The sequence below is a fragment of the Crateriforma conspicua genome, from assembly GCF_007752935.1.
Classification (GTDB): domain Bacteria; phylum Planctomycetota; class Planctomycetia; order Pirellulales; family Pirellulaceae; genus Crateriforma; species Crateriforma conspicua.
Genome location: NZ_CP036319.1, coordinates 3,644,743 through 3,661,466 on the forward strand (window position 1 = coordinate 3,644,743; position 16,724 = coordinate 3,661,466).

Sequence of the window (16,724 nt, forward strand, 5' to 3'; positions counted from 1 at the left end):
AGGAACCAAACACCATGGCTGACTGGATCGAAGCCGGCACGAAAGCCCCCGCGTTCACATTGCCCAATGCCGACGGCAATAAGGTCAAACTGTCCGATCTGAAGGGCCAACCGGTCGTCGTGTACTTCTATCCCAAAGACGATACGCCGGGCTGTACCAAGGAAGCCTGTGCGTTTCGCGACCGTTACGGGGAACTGACCGATCTGGGGGTGCAATTGCTGGGCGTCAGCGGTGACACGGCCGAAAGCCACCAGGATTTCCGAGACAAATACGATCTGCCTTTTCCGCTGCTGGTCGACAAGGATCACAAGATGTCGGAAAAGTACGGTGCGTATCGCGAAAAAAACATGTACGGCAAAAAGTCGATGGGGATCCAGCGTTCGACCTTTTTGATCGACGCCGACGGTAAAGTGGCCAAAGTGTGGAAACGGGTTCGCGTCGATGGACACGACGATCAGGTGATCGAAGCGGTCAAGGCACTGGCCTGACCAAGCGAACGTGTCCGCCGGACCGCGAAAGTCGAACCGAACCGGCCAACATCACGGTGGCTAATGCGGGTACGACAGGATCGTGGGCTTGCGGCTTTCCGGCCCGCAGAAAAGCGTCGCCTTGACGAATTTGTTGGTCGATCGCTGTCCAGTGCATCGCTTTCATGCCCCCTCGGGGCCAAAGCAGACGGTCCCATGCTTGCTGGACCGCCATGACAACGACGGCCGTCGCGGGTGGATCGCAGGCGTCGATTTCGATGGTCGGTCCGTCGGGCATCACCGGATGGCATCGAATCGATCGGTCCGCCCATCGCTGGGCCGAGTCGTCGATGACTTCTTGCCAGGATTCCAGCGTCGTCGCGGCTCGAACAATGGCGTCGTCGCTTTGCGGAAACCGCTGACGCAAAACCGGCAAGACGTCGTGTCGGATCCAATTTCGTGTGTATTCAGTTTCCTGGTTGCTGGCGTCTTCGCGCCATGGTTGGTCGATCTCCGACAATGCCAGGCGAATTTGATCCCGGTGCAAATTCAATAGCGGCCGCGCGATGACAAAATCATTGCGTTCGGGTGTGTGGCCGAGCGGTCGGAATGCGGGCAGAGAACACAGACCCGCCGGCCCGCTGCCGCGCAACAAGTGATGCAAAAACGTCTCCACGCGATCATCGCGGGTGTGTCCCAGGGCAACGTATCGGGCGCCCGCGTCGGCTGCGACGCGATGAAAGAAATCCATTCGTTGGTCGCGTAGGGTCGATTCGTCGGTCACACTTTCGCCTGGCCCCGCCGCGGTGGACCGCAGGGTCAGCCCCAACTTGTTCGCCAAGTCCGCAACAAATTCCGCGTCGCCCAGCGATGCGTCGCCGCGAAGACCGTGGTTGAAGTGTGCGACGACCAAAAAACCGGAACCGCCGGTCTGTCGCTGGATCGTGTGCAACGCCAACAGCAACGCAACGCTGTCGCCACCACCGCTGCAACCGACCACCACGCCCGTGTCGGTCCAACGCGAGGCCGGCCAACGCTGCCCGACGCCGGCCAACAGGCGGTCCCAGTGATTCTGTGGCGGGGGCGACATCGACGTTTCGTTCGGACGGCTGGACATATCGGAATCATGGCCACGGTCGCTGCGGGCGACAATCGCCGAGGCGACCGCGACGGTTGATGGTCACCCATACCGCCTGACCGGTTCATTCGCCGCACCGCAGATGCTTTTCCCGGCGCGGGTCGGCCTGGGCAGGGCGACGGTGATACCGCCGGTGGACAAATACCGCTACCATGGCAACTTTCAGCGAGCTGTCCTTAGGCGGCCGCTTTTGACATAGACAGGTCGCTACGGGCTCCGATTCCGGCAACGAGTTTCAACGTCCCTGACCTAGCAAGACGCGCGTTGGCGACATGACTGCCGAGACAGCTCAATTCATCCTTTACTGCCTGTTCTTTTTCTTCTTGGGCGTGGCCGCTGTGCTGGCGGTGGCCCAGCGGATGTACGCTCGATTCCAACAACGCTTGGAAACGCAGGCCAAAGAGATCAAGGAAGCCGCCAAGCGGGAAGCGGAAGTCGAACGAAACCGGATCATCGTCGACGCCAAAGAACAAGCGTTGCAGTTGCGCCGCGATGCCGAACAGGAACTGGCTGTTGAACGAAACCAGCAACACAAGCTGATCAGCAAGCTGGAACGCCGCGAAGAATTGTTGGTAACTCAGGAAGAAAGTCTGATCAAACAGCAACGCGGGCTGGAACACAGCCAAACGGTGCTGACCAAAAAAACGCGTGATCTGGATCAACAACGCGAACTGTTGCAACAACGCATCGACGAACAGACCAAGGTGCTGGAAAAGGCCAGCGGGCTTTCGCGGACCGAGGCGACGGATCAATTATTGGATTCGTTGCGTGATGAACTGCAAAGCGAAGTCGGTGCAACGCTTTTGAAACATCAAAAGATTTTGGAACAGCGAGTCGAACAACAGAGTCGCGAGATGTTGTTGACGGCAATCCAGCGTTTTGCATCAGCGCACACCGCCGAATCCACGACCAGCACCGTCGACGTCCCGACCGATGACATGAAAGGACGGATCATCGGTCGCGAAGGTCGAAACATCCGCGCGTTCGAGAAGAAGACCGGTGTGGATTTGATCATCGACGACACGCCCGGTGTGGTCATCGTCAGCGCGTTTGATCCGGTGCGTCGCGAGATCGCGCGGGCATCACTGGAAAAGCTGATCACCGACGGACGCATTCACCCGTCGAAAATCGAAGAAACGGTCGATGCGACGGAGAAGGAAATTGATTCCTTCATTGAACGCAAAGGCATCGAAGCGGCGGACGAAATCAACGTCAGTGGGCTGCATCAACGCGTGATCAAGATGCTGGGCCGATTGCATTTTCGGACAAGCTACAGCCAAAACGTTTTGCGGCACAGCGTTGAAGTCGCCTTTATCAGCGGGCTGCTTGCCGAAATGATCGGACTGGACGGCGACCTCGGACGCCGCGCCGGACTGCTGCACGACATCGGCAAGGCGGCGGACCACGAACTGGAAGGCGGCCACCCCAAAATCGGTGGCGATTTGTTGGCAAGGTCGGGTGAATGCGATGTCGTCGTCCATGCGGCTCGTGGTCACCACGATGAAATCGTGACCGAATATCCGTACACGATGCTGGTGGCGACCGCCGATGCCTGCAGCGCCAGTCGCCCCGGGGCTCGCCGTGAATCGCTGGAACGGTACGTCAAACGGATGGAAGAACTGGAAGCGATCGCCAAGCGGTTTGACGGCGTTCATCAGGCTTTCGCCATCAGTGCCGGTCGAGAGCTTCGTGTCTTGGTCAACAGCGAAAACACCGATGATCAACACGCCGCCGTGATCTGTCGCGAAATCGCGAAAGCTTTTGAACAGGAACTGACGTACCCGGGTGAAATCAAGGTCACCGTGGTGCGTGAATCCCACTTCATCGAAGTCGCCAAGTAAACGTCGGGGCGAATTCGCACGCTATCGGTCTTGCTCCCAGACCTATCACGTCGACCGAAAGGATGTGAAGCGGTGACCGTCGGTGGTTAGAATGGAAAACGTTCATTCGAACCGACCGAATCTTCTGGCGATTCCAATCATGATTTCAAGCTTGTCTTTGCAATTTTTGTCACGACGAACGGGCCTGTTGCTGTTGGCGGCCGCGTCTTTGATCGTCTGTCTGCCGTCCAGTGCGTCGGCCCAAGAAACACGTCCGGGGCGACAGCGTCGAACGACAAAACCGGCGGAACCAGAACCACGCACCGTGACCTTGACCACTCGCGACGGCGTGAAGTTGCGTGCGATCTATCTGGAGTCGACGAAGAAGAAACAAGCGATCCCGATTCTGTTGATTCATGAATGGGGTGGGCAAGCGAGTCCGTACTTGCCGATGGCCAAGTTTTATCAAAAGCAAGGCTTTGCGGTTTTGATTCCTGAGTATCGCGCTCACGGTGGCAGCCGGACTTATGTGGATCGCAGCGGCCGAGAAAGAGAGTTTGATCCTCAGCGAATGGGACGCTCCGACATGGAAGCGATCGTGTCGTCGGACTTGGAAGCCGCCAAGGGTTTCTTGAAGGACGAGAATAACGACGGCAAGCTGAACCTGAACGCTTTGGTGGTGATCGGCGTCGGCGAAGGTGCCATTTTTGGCGCGACCTGGACGCAACGCGACTGGGCCTTTCCCAGTGTCGGCCGCAAGAAACAGGGCCAGGACGTCAAAGCGGTGATCTATGTCAGCCCCAAGAAGACATTCAAAGGATTGGCGATCGACAAAGTGATTCGTGACCCTGCGATGATTCGTCTGCCAACGATGATCGTCGCCGGTTCGGGTTCGGACGACGCGAAAGAAGCGATGCGATTGGCCAAGCAAATCGAAGCCACCAAGAAACGCATCGGACGTGGATCGGCGACCGGGCTGGTCCCGATGATGCAGTCCAACAGTTTATCGGGGCTGGCTTTGGCAACGCACGAACCGGTCGTCGCGGGGATGATGAAGTTCATCGGCGAATACGTGACGATCACCGATGAAATCAACGAATGGATCGAGCGTCAGTAGACGCGCCGGGGCGATCGATGACGGCCGGACCTGGTGCGACTTGATCGCGCCGCTACAGTACCCCGGTTTTCGCAGCCGATACCGTCCATGCCCGCATGTTTGCGGGACGTTTTGAAGTCTGGCGGCTCGGTTCCGGCGGCGCGTCCGACCCATCGACCTTCAACCAGGATTCACTTTCTTGATCCAACCGGCCGAATTGATCGAACGTTGTCGTGATGCCGCCAACATCATGGGCCAAGATGACGCCGGTGGTCCGGTCATGGACGGCCCCGACAGTCTGATCGGTTTCTTCCAGCACTTTCGTCCCGACGGCACAGGTTTGGGGGACGTGTTTCGCGATCTTCCGGGCGGCGACGAAGTCCACGAGCGACTGGATCGTCTGTACGACGTTGCCGGGCACAACCAAAGGTCCGACGGGCGTCGTGATTTGTACTTTGTCGTTCGTCGACCGGACCCGATTCCCGCGGATATTGTTTCCAAGGCAGGGCGTGACTGGCTGCGCGGCGTACGTGCGCTTGCCACGATCACGGGCGACGATGTCACGGGCGACGCGTTGGACCCGATGCCGGAGATCCGTGTTTTGGAAGGGGCACCGCCCAAGCACCCCAAAGACGATGTGAATCGCAGCGACTTGTTGAAAGTCTTTCTGGATCGCGTCGGCCAGTTGACCGGTCGAATCGAAATGCCCCACGCGGGTTTAGCGGAAACTTTGCGTCCCGCTTTCTATTTCATCAATTGCGATGCGATGCTGCGTGACTATTTGATGTGGCCGCTTTACCGCGAGGTCGTCCGTGATCAAGCGGGCGACGGGAACGACCAGGATGCGATCGCGCTGGTCGACCCGTTCAGTCCTTACTTTGTGCTTTGGCGGCACGGGGTGAAGTACCGCATCATGCGAAAAGACACGGTCGATTTTTACATCCCGCGCCGCTAGACGTGCGATGTCGCTGCGGCGCGCGATCAGACCAGTTTGGTCTTGCCCGGAATCGCGTGTCCGGACTCACGCGACGCCGACAAATCGATGTCGTCGGGGAACAGTTGCAACGTCGATTCTTTGGTCACAAAGTCCCAGCTGACGTCTTGTCCGCTGTATGCCGCCATCCGACCCATCACGGCCGTTAACGAACTGGCGGCGGTTTCCGCAAATTCGACAATCGGGTCACCGGCACGAATCGATTGAACCAAGTCTTTGTGTTCCTGTTCATAGGCGGCACCGATGTCGCCCTTCATCGACCAGATTTCATTGCCGTCTTTGTCCTTCAGCCACGCGCCGCCGTTGCCGCCCAAGATTTGCGCGGTGCCTTCGGATCCATAGATCATGGTTCCGTTTTCACCTTTGGCACCGGGGATCTGACGGCACTTGAAACTGATGAAGCGGTTGCCGGGATAGCGATAGTCGATCGACATGCTGTCCCACATCTCGCTGTCTTTCGGACGCGTGAATCGGCCGCCACCGCCGAATGCCGATTCCGGCGGGCCTTGCATCAGCCAATTCATTAGGTCGATGTTGTGCACCGCTTGTTCGGTGATTTGGTCGCCAGACAACCAGATGAAGTGCATCCAGTTATAGATCTGGTATTCGGTGTCGGACATTCCGTCGCGGCGATTGCGGTACCAGATGCCGTTGCTGCAGTAGCGGCTGGTCGCGCCGATGATGTCGCCGATTTCACCCGCGTGCAGTCGACGGATCGCTTCGACATAGTTGACTTGGCGGCGATACTGGGTGCCCGTGACGATCGCGGTCTTGTTGGCGATCGCCTTCTGGTGCGCTTTCAAACAAACGCGATATCCGGCCGGGTCGACGCACGTGGGCTTTTCCGCAAACACGTGCTTGCCCGCGTCGACGGCATCCATCACGTGTTGCGGACGGAAACCGGGCGGAGTGGTAAAGATGACAAGGTCGACGCTTTCGTCGTCCAAAATCTTTTTGTACGCGTCCAGTCCGGTGTACAGCGACTGGTCGGAGATCTTGACCTTCTTCTCGTAGCGTTTGGCCATTTGGTCCCGCAGCCGCGCGGGCTTTTCTTCGTCGATGTCGGCGATCGCCACCAGTTCAACGTTCGGGTTGATCGTCAACGTATTGTTGACCGCGCCACCGCCACGTCCGCCGGCTCCCACCAACGCGATCCGAACCGCTTCGGTCGGCGACTGAGGGTTTTGGCCCAAAACTTCGGTGTGCACCCCCGATGTTGCGGCGACGGCCCCTGCCGCGGCGCCGGCGGTCGACAAGAATTGACGACGATTTGCAGCAGGTTGCACCGGAGCGGCTTCGGAAGCTGTGGTTTTTTGAGTCTTGTTCGAATTCATGGAAGTCTTTTCGCTGAAGAACAAACGGGCGTGGCGAACCTCATGACGAGATCAATGCGACGGCGAAGATCACGCAGAAGATTGCTAAATCTTAACCGCCGCGGTCAGTTTAGCGAATCTGACCGAGCGCATTCCAATTGATCTAGAACCCAGCGGGGGGAACCTGCTAAAGCCTACGAAGCTGGTTTTTGATCTCGCTCCGACAGCGGTCACGGAGGACCGTCGTGCAAACGCTGAAGACATCCGCCATCGTCGTTTTACTGGTCACGGTCATGTACGCTGCGTACGTGTCCCTGACGACACCACCACAAACGGCCGGCCCCGAAATGGACGAACTCGTCCGTGCGACCGAAGAATTCGGCATCGATGTCGGCATGCCCGGCGATCTGGACATCAGTCTGGGCGATGAAATGGGCGATTTTGACACCGGTACCGCGTTCGCATCGGGCGATCCGATGATGGCCGACGGTGGGGCGATGCCGCCCGCCGGAGTGGCCCAGACCGGGGTGACCGGCAGCATCGACGATCAATCCTCCAGTCTGCTGGGCGTTGGCGGTGGTGCCATCCACGGCGACATCTCCGACCAGTACGCGGATCTGGGCGGCCCAACAACGTCGACCCCCGAGATGGATTTGCCCGACACGGGTGGCCAAACCGCCGACATTCAAATCAACGGAACCGAACAGTTTGATTCGACCGGCCGTGATGACTTCAACATGCCTTCGGCCGAAGTCGCCGGCGCCGTCTTCGATGGCACCGACAGCGGATGGAATCAACAAGTCAGTGCTCAGTCGGATATGCCGACCAGCGTATCCGCCGAAAGCGATGGCTCCGCGATCGACGCGCTGGGCAGCAACACACCGACGTTCGCGGACGTGGGGCAAGGCGGCATTCGCGAAAACCCACTATTTGATTCCGCCGACGTTGCCAAGGATTCATCGCAATCGTCCAGTTCGGATTTCGGATTGGCCAACGCGGTTCACATGGCTGACCAGCAGTATGCCAACGATCAAAAGAAGCAAGCGTTGGCAACACTCAGCTTGTTCTTTGAGAAACCGGGCCTGTCCGATGCCGATCGCGAAGTGCTGCTAAGCCGACTGGACCCGCTGGCTCGTGAAGTCGTCTATTCGACCAAACACCTGTTGGAACAACCGCACCGCGTCGGTCAAAACGAAACCCTGATGCAAGTCGCCGCGAAGTACGAGATTCCTTGGCAGTTGTTGGCGAACATCAATGGCATCGATGATCCGATCACGGTGTTGCCGGGAACGGATTTGAAAGTCTTGCGTGGTCCTTTTCGTGCAACGGTCGACTTGGAACGCGACGAGATGACGTTGTTCTTGGGCGACCTCTATGCGGGCCGCTTCCCGATCGCCATCGGAAGCGATCCGACGCCGCGTGAAGGCACGTTCACCGTGTTGGACAAACAATCGGCACGCACCTATTACGATGCCGCAGGATCGCCGATTCCACCCGGCAGCCCTAACAATCCTTACGGCAGCATGTGGATGGACTTGGGCGGTCAGCTCTGTATTCACGGCAGCCCCAACAGCAACAGTCCGACCGACAAAGGTTGCATCAGCGTGGCCGGTCGCTTTGCCGGCGACTTGTTCGGGATTCTGTCGCAAGGCAGCAGTGTGACGATCCGACGTTAGGATGCGATTCGTGCGAGGGTGATGGCACTTCATGCACGTCCGCGGCACGTCCACTGTTGTCATCCGACGCCGATCATTACGCTTGGCGTGTTCGCGGGGAAAGGGCCTGCGAGCCGTGGCAAGGCATCGCCACGACCGATCGCAACCATTCACCGACCAGACTGACCGAGCACGATGAACGTCCCTTACGACCGCGACGCTTTGTTGGCCCTGCTGCAATCGGAGTCATTGCAGCGTGGCGAATTCACCTTGGCCAGCGGCAAAAAGGCCAGCTATTACTTGGATTGCCGCAAGATCACGTTGCATCCGAAGGGCGCGACGTTGATCGCCGCCGGCATGTTGGATGTGATGAAGCAATCCGGTCCGATGCCTGACGCCGTCGGTGGCATGGCCATCGGTGCCGATCCGATCACCGCATCGATCGTGACCGTTGCCGGTCTGGAATCGTTGCCGCTGAAGGGCTTCATGGTTCGCAAGGAAGCCAAGGAGCATGGCACGGGAAAACAAGTCGAAGGTCCCGTACAGCCGGGGCAGTCGGTGGTGATTGTCGAAGACGTGATCACGACCGGTGGCAGCGCGATTCGCGCCGTCCAAGCCGCACGCGAATTCGGATTGGATGTGAAGTACGTGATCGGCATCATCGACCGTTTGGCTGGTGGCAGCGAAGCGTTTGCCAAAGTCGATCTGGAATTGAAAACCTTATGCACGATCCGCGATTTCGGCATCGAACCGGAATAGGCTGGCATCGTCCCAGCGTGGTCATGGATGGAAACGACGCTACATCGCCAGTTGAAAGAGCTGTACGCCGGTTCGCCGCACGAAATTGAGATGCGGATCGGGCGTTATCGCATCGATGCGTTGCGCGGCGACGAATTGATTGAGGTCCAGTGTGCATCGCTGTCCGCGATCGGCCGCAAAATTGCGGATCTGGTCAAACGACATCGCGTGCGAGTGGTCAAACCGGTGGTCCACCGGACTCGGATCTTGAAGTCCAAGAAAAAGGACGGGCCCATCACGTCGCGTCGGCTCAGCCCGAAAAAGGGCGGCCCGTTGGATTTGTTCGAAGACCTGATCTACTTCACGCGGCTTTTTCCGCACCCGAATCTGGTCATCGAAGCCCCCTGTGTCGACGTACAACAGCTTCGCATTCCGACCAAGGGCCGGCGTCGCCGTCGTCGGTGGAACACCGATTACGACGTTGCCGATGTGATGTTGGAATCGATCGGCGAATCGATTGAGTTGCGCGACCGAGACGATTTACTGGCCTTGGTCGGGCTTCCCAGTGATGGCCAAACGTTCGACACCGCCGACTTGGCGAAACGAATCGATCGGCCGCGATGGGTGGCACAAAAGATCGCCTATGTGCTGCGGCAAACCGGTGCAATCGAAGCCCACGGCCGCAAACGCAGCGGCATTCTTTACAAAGCCGCATAGGACACCGAGTTTGTCCGCAAAGTCGCCTTTCGCTCTGCGAAAGTAGCGTTCGAATCCCGCCGTGCCTTGAGCCGAGCACGTTAGCGTCGGCGTCTCTCTGCAAAACAAGGGCACCCTTGGCTAGCGATGGCATGGCTTACACAAAGCTGCATTACCGACACGCCTTTTTCGCTCTGCAAAAGACGACGATGGCGAAGCATGGGCTGCTAAACACCCATCGGATCGTCACCAGATACGTACCCGGTCCTCCGGTGCAAGGTACAGTTCGTCATCCGTTTGGATGTCGAATGCGTCATACCAAGCGTCCATGTTCCGCACGATTCCGTTGACCCGATATTCGCTGGGACTGTGCGGATCGGTGATCAGCCGCTTGCGTAGCTCCGATTCGCGGTACAGCCGCCGCCAAATCTGTGCCCACCCCAGAAAGAACCGTTGGTCACCCGTCAAGCCGTCGATGACCGGTGCCTCTTTTCCGTCAAGCGACAAGCGATAGGCTTCATAGGCAACGCTTAAGCCGCCGAGGTCACCGATGTTTTCCCCCAGCGTCAGCTTGCCGTTGACGTTCATGTCATCAAAGGGGGCGAAGCCGTCATACTGAGTCGTCAAAACGGATGCACGGCGTTCAAATTCTTCGCGATCATCCGGTGTCCACCACATCCGCAAGTTTCCATATCCGTCGTACTTGCTGCCTTTGTCATCGAATCCGTGGGAGATCTCATGCCCGATCACGGCGCCGATCGCGCCATAGTTGACGGCATCGTCGGCGGCCAAGTTAAAGAACGGCGGCTGCAAAATACCGGCCGGGAAAACGATTTCGTTCATCACCGGGTTGTAGTAGGCGTTGATCGTTTGCGGCGTCATGTGCCATTCGTTGCGATCGATCGGTCCACCCAACTTGTCCAATTCTCGCTGGTGTTCGAAACGCGACGCGGCGATCAAATGCTTCGCCAGCGGTCCGCCTTGGATGTTCAGCGATGAATAGTCCTTCCATTCATCGGGGTATCCGATCTTGGTGGTGAACAAGTCAAGCTTTTGCTTCGCCTGTTTCTTTGTGCCATCGCCCATCCAATCCAGTTGATCGATTCGCTTTTCGAACGCGGCTTTCAGGTTGTCCACCAACTCCGACATGCGACGTTTGGCTCGCGGCGTGAAGTATTTTTCGACGTACAGTTGGCCGACGACTTCGCCCAAGACGCTTCCGGTGACACCGACCGCGCGTTTCCAAAGGGCTTCCTGTTGATCGATACCGCTGACCGCTGAATCGTGAAAGTCGAAGTGCCGCTTTTCCAGGGTTTCGGTCAGCGACGATGCGTACGCATCCAAGGTGTGGAACTTCAAGTAGGCTTTCCACGCCGCCAGGTCGTGTTGTTCGAAGAACTTGCCCAATGCCTGCAAGTAACTCGGTTGGCGAACGACAAACTTGTCCTGCCCTTCGATGCCACAGGCAGATGCGAATGCCGGCCAATCGAACGAACCGAGCATCTGGTCCAAATCGTCAGGGCTCGTCGCGTTGTAAGTCGCGTCCGGGTCGCGATTCTCGGTCTTTGTCCAGTGGTTTTCGGCGATCTGCGTTTCGATCTTGACCACCGCCGGCGCTTGTCCTCCGTCGCCTCCGCCGGCTTTCAACAGATCCACAATGTACTCGGACAGTTGCTGGCGTAGCTTTTGGTAGCGTTCGTTGTCTTCCAGGTAGTAGTCACGATCGGGCAGACTGAGTCCCGATTGCGTGACGTACACCGTGTAGGCGTCGCTGTTCTTTGCGTCCACCGAGACATACGGCGCAAACGGACCATACACACCGGCGGTGACCAGTTTGCCCATGACGGACGCCAAAGATTCACGATCCTCCGCCGCATCGATGCTGTCGATCAGTGATTGAATCGGCTGCAATCCGGCTTCGTTGCGTGCCGCGGTGTCCATCACGGCGTTGTACAAATCACCAACCTTTTGCGCCGGCGTTCCCGGTTCCGCGTCTTTCCGTGCCGCGTTTTCGATCAACACTCGGACACGTTGTCGTGTGCGGTCACTTAAGACCGTGAAGATCCCGTAATCCGCTTTGTCGCCGGGAATTTTGGTCGAATCCAACCACTGTTGATTCGCATAACGATAGAAGTTGTCGCCTGGGTCGATGTCCGCCGCGAACAGCGTCTTGTCGATCCCCGATTGTTTGGTTCGATTGGCCCTGGTTTGACGACGCGACGAATCGGCCGATTCCTGGGCTTGCACGCTGTGCACGATTGTCAATCCGATCCACAACGCGGCGGCGAGCCCCGAGATTCGGCGGCACATGTCCATGGTTAGACAAAACTTCATTCCCGCAATGCTCCCTAGTTGAATGCGTCGGAAAGCGGATCCGGCAAAGGTCACTTTCGTCCCTACAGGCCTTTGAAATCACGCCGGAAAGACAGTCGGCGTGCGACGTATAACATGTCCGTCGGGCGACAACGAATCAATCCGCCGACAACAATCGGCTGACCAGATAGAAGGTCAAGACGCCGCGAGCGGACCACAGGACTGTGCGAATCCAGTTGCTTTGAACCAGGCGGCGAAAAACGTCCGCGTCGAATCCACGTCCCAGCTGATCATGACAAGGCACCTGGATCGCCGCGGTGGACGCCCAGATCAAGCCTACCATCACCAACCCGATCCACAGCCATGAAACGCCCAACTGTGGCGGCGGGCGATAAACCAGATATGCCGACGTTGCCAGTTCGATCAGCATCGGGATGCCGACGACCGGTGTGATTCGTCGCGCGTGGTCCACCGCGTATCGTTGAAAATTCTGTTCCCCGACTTGGTCGAACATCGCATAGTGGACGATTTGAATGACCCATATCAGGCCGACCATGTACCACGTCGATGCGACGTTCAGCAAAACCGCCCACTGCCCCGCGTTCATGCCGCTTGGACCGATTGATTGGAATCGGGATCGGATGTCGACGACGGCAAGCGATGTTTGCCAAGACAATAAGACAGTTGGTCCGCAAGGTCGGTGAAACGGAACCGATAACCCGAATCGCTCAGCCGTTTCGGAATGATCGCCGTGCTGGAAAGCAGCAACGCGTCGGCCATTTCACCCAAACCCAACCGCAGGGCGGCGGCGGGGGCAGGGAAAAGCGATGGACGCCCCAGTACGCGACCAAGGATGGTGGCAAAGTCGCGGTTGCGAATCGGTTCGGGCGACACAAAGTTGACCGGACCACTGACTGATTCGTTGGCGATGCAGTGATAAATCCCGCCCAGAACATCGTCCAAAGCGATCCAGGAAAAAAACTGATTGCCGCTGCCCAATTTGCCGCCGCAAAACTTGGCCGGTGTCAGCATTTTTTCAAGCGCACCGCCCGCAGGCGAAAGAATCAAACCGAACCGAGCGTTCACGACACGAATGCCCGCTTCGACCGCAGGACGACAGGCGGATTCCCACTGACTGGCCACATCGGCCAAGAAGTCATCTCCGGTCTCACTATCCTCCGTCAAGATCTCGTCACCACGATCGCCGTAGATTCCGCTGGCCGAGGCACAGATCAGCACTTTGGGTTTGTTCGTGCACTTCGCCAGCGTTTCACAAAGCTCGCGAGTTTTGTCGACCCGTGAGTGACGGATCTCTTGCTTGACTTCATCGGTCCAGCGTTCCGACGCGATCGGCTTTCCGGCCAGGTGAACCACGGCGTCGACCTGCTCGAACTTTTGCACCGCGTCATCGTCCGACCAGGCACCGATTTCGCTTTCATCGTTCGCTTTGTCTCGCACGATGTCACGGCAGTCGTGACCGAGCAGCGTTAGCATCGACGACAAAGTGTCGCCCACCATCCCGGACGCACCGCTGATAGCGATTCGTTGTGGCGACAGCGGTGTGTTTGCCGCCAATTCCAGGTCGTCACGAGTTACGCGGTGGCGATACGCAAACATCGACTCGATTTTGCCTCGGGCGACACCTCCGCCGAGTGCATTGCCAACCGAACCCGCCGGAACGGTGTAAGTCACATCGTCGATCAGGCGGCATGAGCTGTGATCGATGGGGACGAAGCGATGACGGTGTTCCCAATGGGCAAACGGGCCCGATTCTTGAACATCCGCAAACTCCGATGGCGGATCGTAGACGGTGTGTCTCGCGACCCACCGCAAAGGAACGCCAAACAACGACGTTTTCAGAACCACGCGACTGCCCGCTTGCAGAGTTCCGTCCGATTTCTCTACCGAGACGGATTCCCAGGGTGGCGTTAGACGCTGCAGACATCCGGGGCGTTCGTGATAAGCAAACGCCTGTTCCTGCGACACCGGCAACCGGCTTTCGGCAACATATCGAGTCACGACAGCTTTGCCCCGAGTTAAAAGGTGGCGGTTCTTACCGATCCGGCGACGGAAGTGTCTGACCAGCCGACGAAAACTCTACCCGGCTGCGGACAAATTTTCCGGTGCAGCGGTTACGCTTCCAAGTCAGCCAGTTTGACATCCCCCGCCATGGCACGCAATTTGTCCATGGCTCGGCGTTCCAATTGGCGAACACGTTCTTTGGAAACACCCAAGCGATCGGCCAACGATTGCAACGTGCGGACCTTGCGGTGCGATCCCAAGCTGAAGCGAGCACGGATGATCAACTTTTCGCGTCGATCCAGGTCATTGAGCATCACGGCCAATCGGCTTCGCAATTCGTGCCAGCGTTTTTCGCTGATCGCCGACGTACGTTCGTCGTCGCTGATATCGATGTCCATGTCCTGGATTCCCCCGGCCACCTTCTGGCGTTCTTCCTGATTCACAACAACCGTCCGATAAGAATTGCGACGAACAACCTGGGTGGCGTAGGTGCTGAATCGGAAACCGCGATCGAAGTCGAATTTTTCGACGGCTCGGATCAGAGCAACGATGCCATCGCTAAGCAGTTCGTCGAATCCGTTGTTTGTGTTCACGAACTTTTTGACGATCGAAAACACCAAACGCAGGTTTGCTTCGACGATCCGATCGCGGTGCCATTCGGCCAATCGAATCATCTCGTCGATCAATTCCAGTCGTCGCCGCGACGGACGGTCGGGGTTCAATAGAGCACGGTGCATCGACGCGTGCTGTAGCAAGAAATTCATTCGCTGAAAAAGCATCCGTTCCTGGTCCGGCTTCAACAGCGGGGCCTCGCACAACCGGCTGAGGTGGACGGGCAAGTCGATTCCGCTTTTTCGAATCGCGGCAATGCCGAGACTGGTCTGTCGCGGGGCCAGCTCGAGTGATTCGCCGAACACCTCTTGGCCACAACCCGGCTTGGTGAAGTTGTCGTTGGCGATGAAATCGATCTCGGCTTTCAATCGACGTTTGGTGGCGATTCGCAGTTCAGCGTCCGACATCGATTGATAGTCGACCAAATCGGAAGCGACCTCGGCGACCGCTTCGGCCAATTCATCACTGTTCATCCACCCGGGGCGTCGTGCGGGAAAATCGCTGGCCCGTTTGGGAGCAGGCGATTTGGCTTCGGAGGGGCTGACCGGGCGACGGGCGGACGTGGGCACTGTCTTGGGCATGTCGAACACTCGGTAAGAGGTCTGGTAGGTCGCGAAAGGCGAGTGGAGGTGGTCGTTACCCCAACCGGCCGACGTGGACGTTTTAAACAGCCAAAACGTTCATCTCAATGAAAGTTCTATCTTTCGTCACTTGGGAAAGCAAGCGGTATACCGTCGGTTGAAGGAAAAATGCGGGAAATGACCTTTTTCTACGTGTTTTCAGGCGTATGATTGTCGGTGACCGATGGCCAGCCGATGGGATGGTGGGCCATCGATTTGGCTGATTTGCGTTCAGAGTCGCTGCCAGACTGGACGAATTGGCTACAGTCTCCGTGAACGATTCGATGCAAAACGTTCACTTGAGATCGTTTCCTCCTTCATAAACGTTCAAATCGAGATCCCGTGGCCGCCCGACAACCGCAATATTCACCGAAGCAGATTGCCCAGGCGATGCAGGTCAGCGAATCCTCGGTCAAGCGATGGTGCGATCGAGGATTGATTCCAACGATCCGAACGGTGGGCGGGCACCGCAGGATCACGTTGGACGCACTTCAGCATTTCCTGGCTTCACAGAACCGTTCGCTCAGCCAACCGGAAGTGCTGGGCTTGCCCGTGTTGCCGCCCAACCGGCGGACACAGATCGGCAATGCGTCCGATCCGTTGCAGCAGGAGTTTCGGGATTCACTGGCGGCGGGCGACGAACGGCGGTGCCGTGATTTACTGGCTCGACGCATCGACGCCGGGATGACACGCAGCGAAGCGGCGGAGAACTTGATCACCGACGCGATGCACGGATTTGGTCGCGCCTGGGAATGCAATCAGCTGGACGTTTATCAGGAGCGTCGTGGTTGCGACATTGCGATGCGGCTGATTTACGATCTGCGATCGCAGATGCCCGATCCGCCTGCGGGGGCACCGGTTGCGATCGGCGGTTCACCGGAGGGTGACCCTTATCAATTGCCCACGGCGATGGTGGAGTTGGCACTCCGCGAGGTCGGTTGGCGGGCGACCAGTTTGGGGGCCAGCGTTCCGATGGACAGTTTCGTCCAGGCGGCTCATGACTATTCGCCGCAATTGGTTTGGATGAGCGTTTCGGTGGTCGCCGACGCCGCAAATTTTGTCGCCGCTCAGGTGCGTCTGGCCGAAGCAATCGGTGAAAACGTGCCGCTTCTGATCGGCGGGCGGGCGCTTTCGGATCAACTGCGTCCTCGTTTGCGTTACACCGCCCATTGCGACGGTCTGCGACACCTGGTGGAACTGGCGGCGATGATGCGATTGAATCTTGGGCGAAACTAACAGA

At 57.9% G+C, this 16,724-nt stretch carries 14 protein-coding genes; 8 read left to right on the forward strand and 6 right to left on the reverse strand.

What is annotated here, in order from left to right; all coding sequences use genetic code 11:
- Positions 1 to 14: 14 nt before the first annotated feature.
- Positions 15 to 488 carry a thioredoxin-dependent thiol peroxidase gene (gene bcp / locus Mal65_RS13580; protein ID WP_145298487.1) on the forward strand — a complete coding sequence of 158 codons (474 nt, stop codon included), beginning with the start codon at positions 15 to 17 and terminating at the stop codon, positions 486 to 488.
- Here bcp and tilS read toward each other — a convergent pair.
- Positions 472 to 1,557 (reverse strand): tRNA lysidine(34) synthetase TilS, encoded by a 1,086-nt coding sequence (tilS, locus tag Mal65_RS13585; protein ID WP_231131133.1) that lies wholly within the window; start codon positions 1,555 to 1,557, stop codon positions 472 to 474. The genes bcp and tilS overlap by 17 nt on opposite strands.
- 320 nt (positions 1,558 to 1,877) lie before the next feature.
- Here tilS and rny point away from each other — a divergent pair, with 320 nt between their 5' ends.
- From rny to Mal65_RS13600, 3 genes are all read left to right on the forward strand, one after another.
- Positions 1,878 to 3,446, forward strand: a complete 1,569-nt coding sequence (gene rny, locus Mal65_RS13590) for a ribonuclease Y (RefSeq protein WP_145298493.1) — start codon at positions 1,878 to 1,880, stop codon at positions 3,444 to 3,446.
- A 151-nt stretch (positions 3,447 to 3,597) separates the two neighbouring features.
- On the forward strand, positions 3,598 to 4,542 hold the full coding sequence (locus tag Mal65_RS13595) for an alpha/beta hydrolase (protein WP_145298496.1): 945 nt from the start codon (positions 3,598 to 3,600) through the stop codon (positions 4,540 to 4,542).
- A gap of 178 nt (positions 4,543 to 4,720) precedes the next feature.
- Complete coding sequence (locus Mal65_RS13600) at positions 4,721 to 5,476, forward strand: apolipoprotein acyltransferase (protein WP_145298499.1); 756 nt, start codon at positions 4,721 to 4,723, stop codon at positions 5,474 to 5,476.
- Positions 5,477 to 5,502: 26 nt separating this feature from the next.
- On the opposite strand, the gene Mal65_RS13605 is transcribed toward Mal65_RS13600, so the two are convergent.
- On the reverse strand, positions 5,503 to 6,849 hold the full coding sequence (locus Mal65_RS13605; RefSeq protein ID WP_145298502.1) for a Gfo/Idh/MocA family protein: 1,347 nt from the start codon (positions 6,847 to 6,849) through the stop codon (positions 5,503 to 5,505).
- 224 nt (positions 6,850 to 7,073) lie between these two features.
- Here Mal65_RS13605 and Mal65_RS13610 point away from each other — a divergent pair, with 224 nt between their 5' ends.
- From Mal65_RS13610 to Mal65_RS13620, 3 genes are all read left to right on the forward strand, one after another.
- On the forward strand, positions 7,074 to 8,504 hold the full coding sequence (locus Mal65_RS13610; RefSeq protein ID WP_145298505.1) for a L,D-transpeptidase family protein: 1,431 nt from the start codon (positions 7,074 to 7,076) through the stop codon (positions 8,502 to 8,504).
- Between the two features lie 174 nt (positions 8,505 to 8,678).
- The gene (gene pyrE / locus Mal65_RS13615; protein ID WP_145298508.1) at positions 8,679 to 9,242 is read left to right on the forward strand and encodes an orotate phosphoribosyltransferase; all 564 of its coding nucleotides are present in this window, start codon (positions 8,679 to 8,681) and stop codon (positions 9,240 to 9,242) included.
- A 27-nt stretch (positions 9,243 to 9,269) separates the two neighbouring features.
- Positions 9,270 to 9,938 carry a DUF8091 domain-containing protein gene (locus Mal65_RS13620; protein ID WP_145298511.1) on the forward strand — a complete coding sequence of 223 codons (669 nt, stop codon included), beginning with the start codon at positions 9,270 to 9,272 and terminating at the stop codon, positions 9,936 to 9,938.
- A 225-nt stretch (positions 9,939 to 10,163) separates the two neighbouring features.
- Here Mal65_RS13620 and Mal65_RS13625 read toward each other — a convergent pair whose 3' ends face one another.
- The 4 genes from Mal65_RS13625 to Mal65_RS13640 form a co-directional block, all read right to left on the reverse strand.
- Positions 10,164 to 12,251 carry a M13 family metallopeptidase gene (locus Mal65_RS13625; protein WP_196784141.1) on the reverse strand — a complete coding sequence of 696 codons (2,088 nt, stop codon included), beginning with the start codon at positions 12,249 to 12,251 and terminating at the stop codon, positions 10,164 to 10,166.
- Positions 12,252 to 12,387: 136 nt separating this feature from the next.
- On the reverse strand, positions 12,388 to 12,837 hold the full coding sequence (locus Mal65_RS13630; protein WP_145298514.1) for a hypothetical protein: 450 nt from the start codon (positions 12,835 to 12,837) through the stop codon (positions 12,388 to 12,390).
- The gene (locus tag Mal65_RS13635) at positions 12,834 to 14,249 is read right to left on the reverse strand and encodes a TIGR01777 family oxidoreductase (protein WP_196784142.1); all 1,416 of its coding nucleotides are present in this window, start codon (positions 14,247 to 14,249) and stop codon (positions 12,834 to 12,836) included. The genes Mal65_RS13630 and Mal65_RS13635 overlap by 4 nt, the downstream gene beginning before the upstream one ends.
- 113 nt (positions 14,250 to 14,362) lie before the next feature.
- Positions 14,363 to 15,445, reverse strand: coding sequence for a sigma-70 family RNA polymerase sigma factor (locus Mal65_RS13640; protein ID WP_145298520.1), 1,083 nt, complete (start codon positions 15,443 to 15,445; stop codon positions 14,363 to 14,365).
- A 381-nt stretch (positions 15,446 to 15,826) separates the two neighbouring features.
- On the opposite strand from Mal65_RS13640, the gene Mal65_RS13645 reads away from it, so the two are divergent.
- Positions 15,827 to 16,720 carry a helix-turn-helix domain-containing protein gene (locus Mal65_RS13645; protein ID WP_145298523.1) on the forward strand — a complete coding sequence of 298 codons (894 nt, stop codon included), beginning with the start codon at positions 15,827 to 15,829 and terminating at the stop codon, positions 16,718 to 16,720.
- Positions 16,721 to 16,724: the final 4 nt, after the last annotated feature.

Bases quoted from the DNA above. Each gene is read 5' to 3' on its own strand.
- bcp (WP_145298487.1), top strand. From the start codon at position 15: ATGGCTGACTGGATCGAAGCCGGCACGAAAGCCCCCGCGTTCACATTG.
- tilS (WP_231131133.1), bottom strand. From the start codon at position 1,557: ATGTCGCCCCCGCCACAGAATCACTGGGACCGCCTGTTGGCCGGCGTC.
- rny (WP_145298493.1), top strand. From the start codon at position 1,878: ATGACTGCCGAGACAGCTCAATTCATCCTTTACTGCCTGTTCTTTTTC.
- Mal65_RS13605 (WP_145298502.1), bottom strand. From the start codon at position 6,849: ATGAATTCGAACAAGACTCAAAAAACCACAGCTTCCGAAGCCGCTCCG.
- pyrE (WP_145298508.1), top strand. From the start codon at position 8,679: ATGAACGTCCCTTACGACCGCGACGCTTTGTTGGCCCTGCTGCAATCG.
- Mal65_RS13620 (WP_145298511.1), top strand. From the start codon at position 9,270: ATGGAAACGACGCTACATCGCCAGTTGAAAGAGCTGTACGCCGGTTCG.
- Mal65_RS13625 (WP_196784141.1), bottom strand. From the start codon at position 12,251: ATGAAGTTTTGTCTAACCATGGACATGTGCCGCCGAATCTCGGGGCTC.
- Mal65_RS13630 (WP_145298514.1), bottom strand. From the start codon at position 12,837: ATGAACGCGGGGCAGTGGGCGGTTTTGCTGAACGTCGCATCGACGTGG.
- Mal65_RS13640 (WP_145298520.1), bottom strand. From the start codon at position 15,445: ATGCCCAAGACAGTGCCCACGTCCGCCCGTCGCCCGGTCAGCCCCTCC.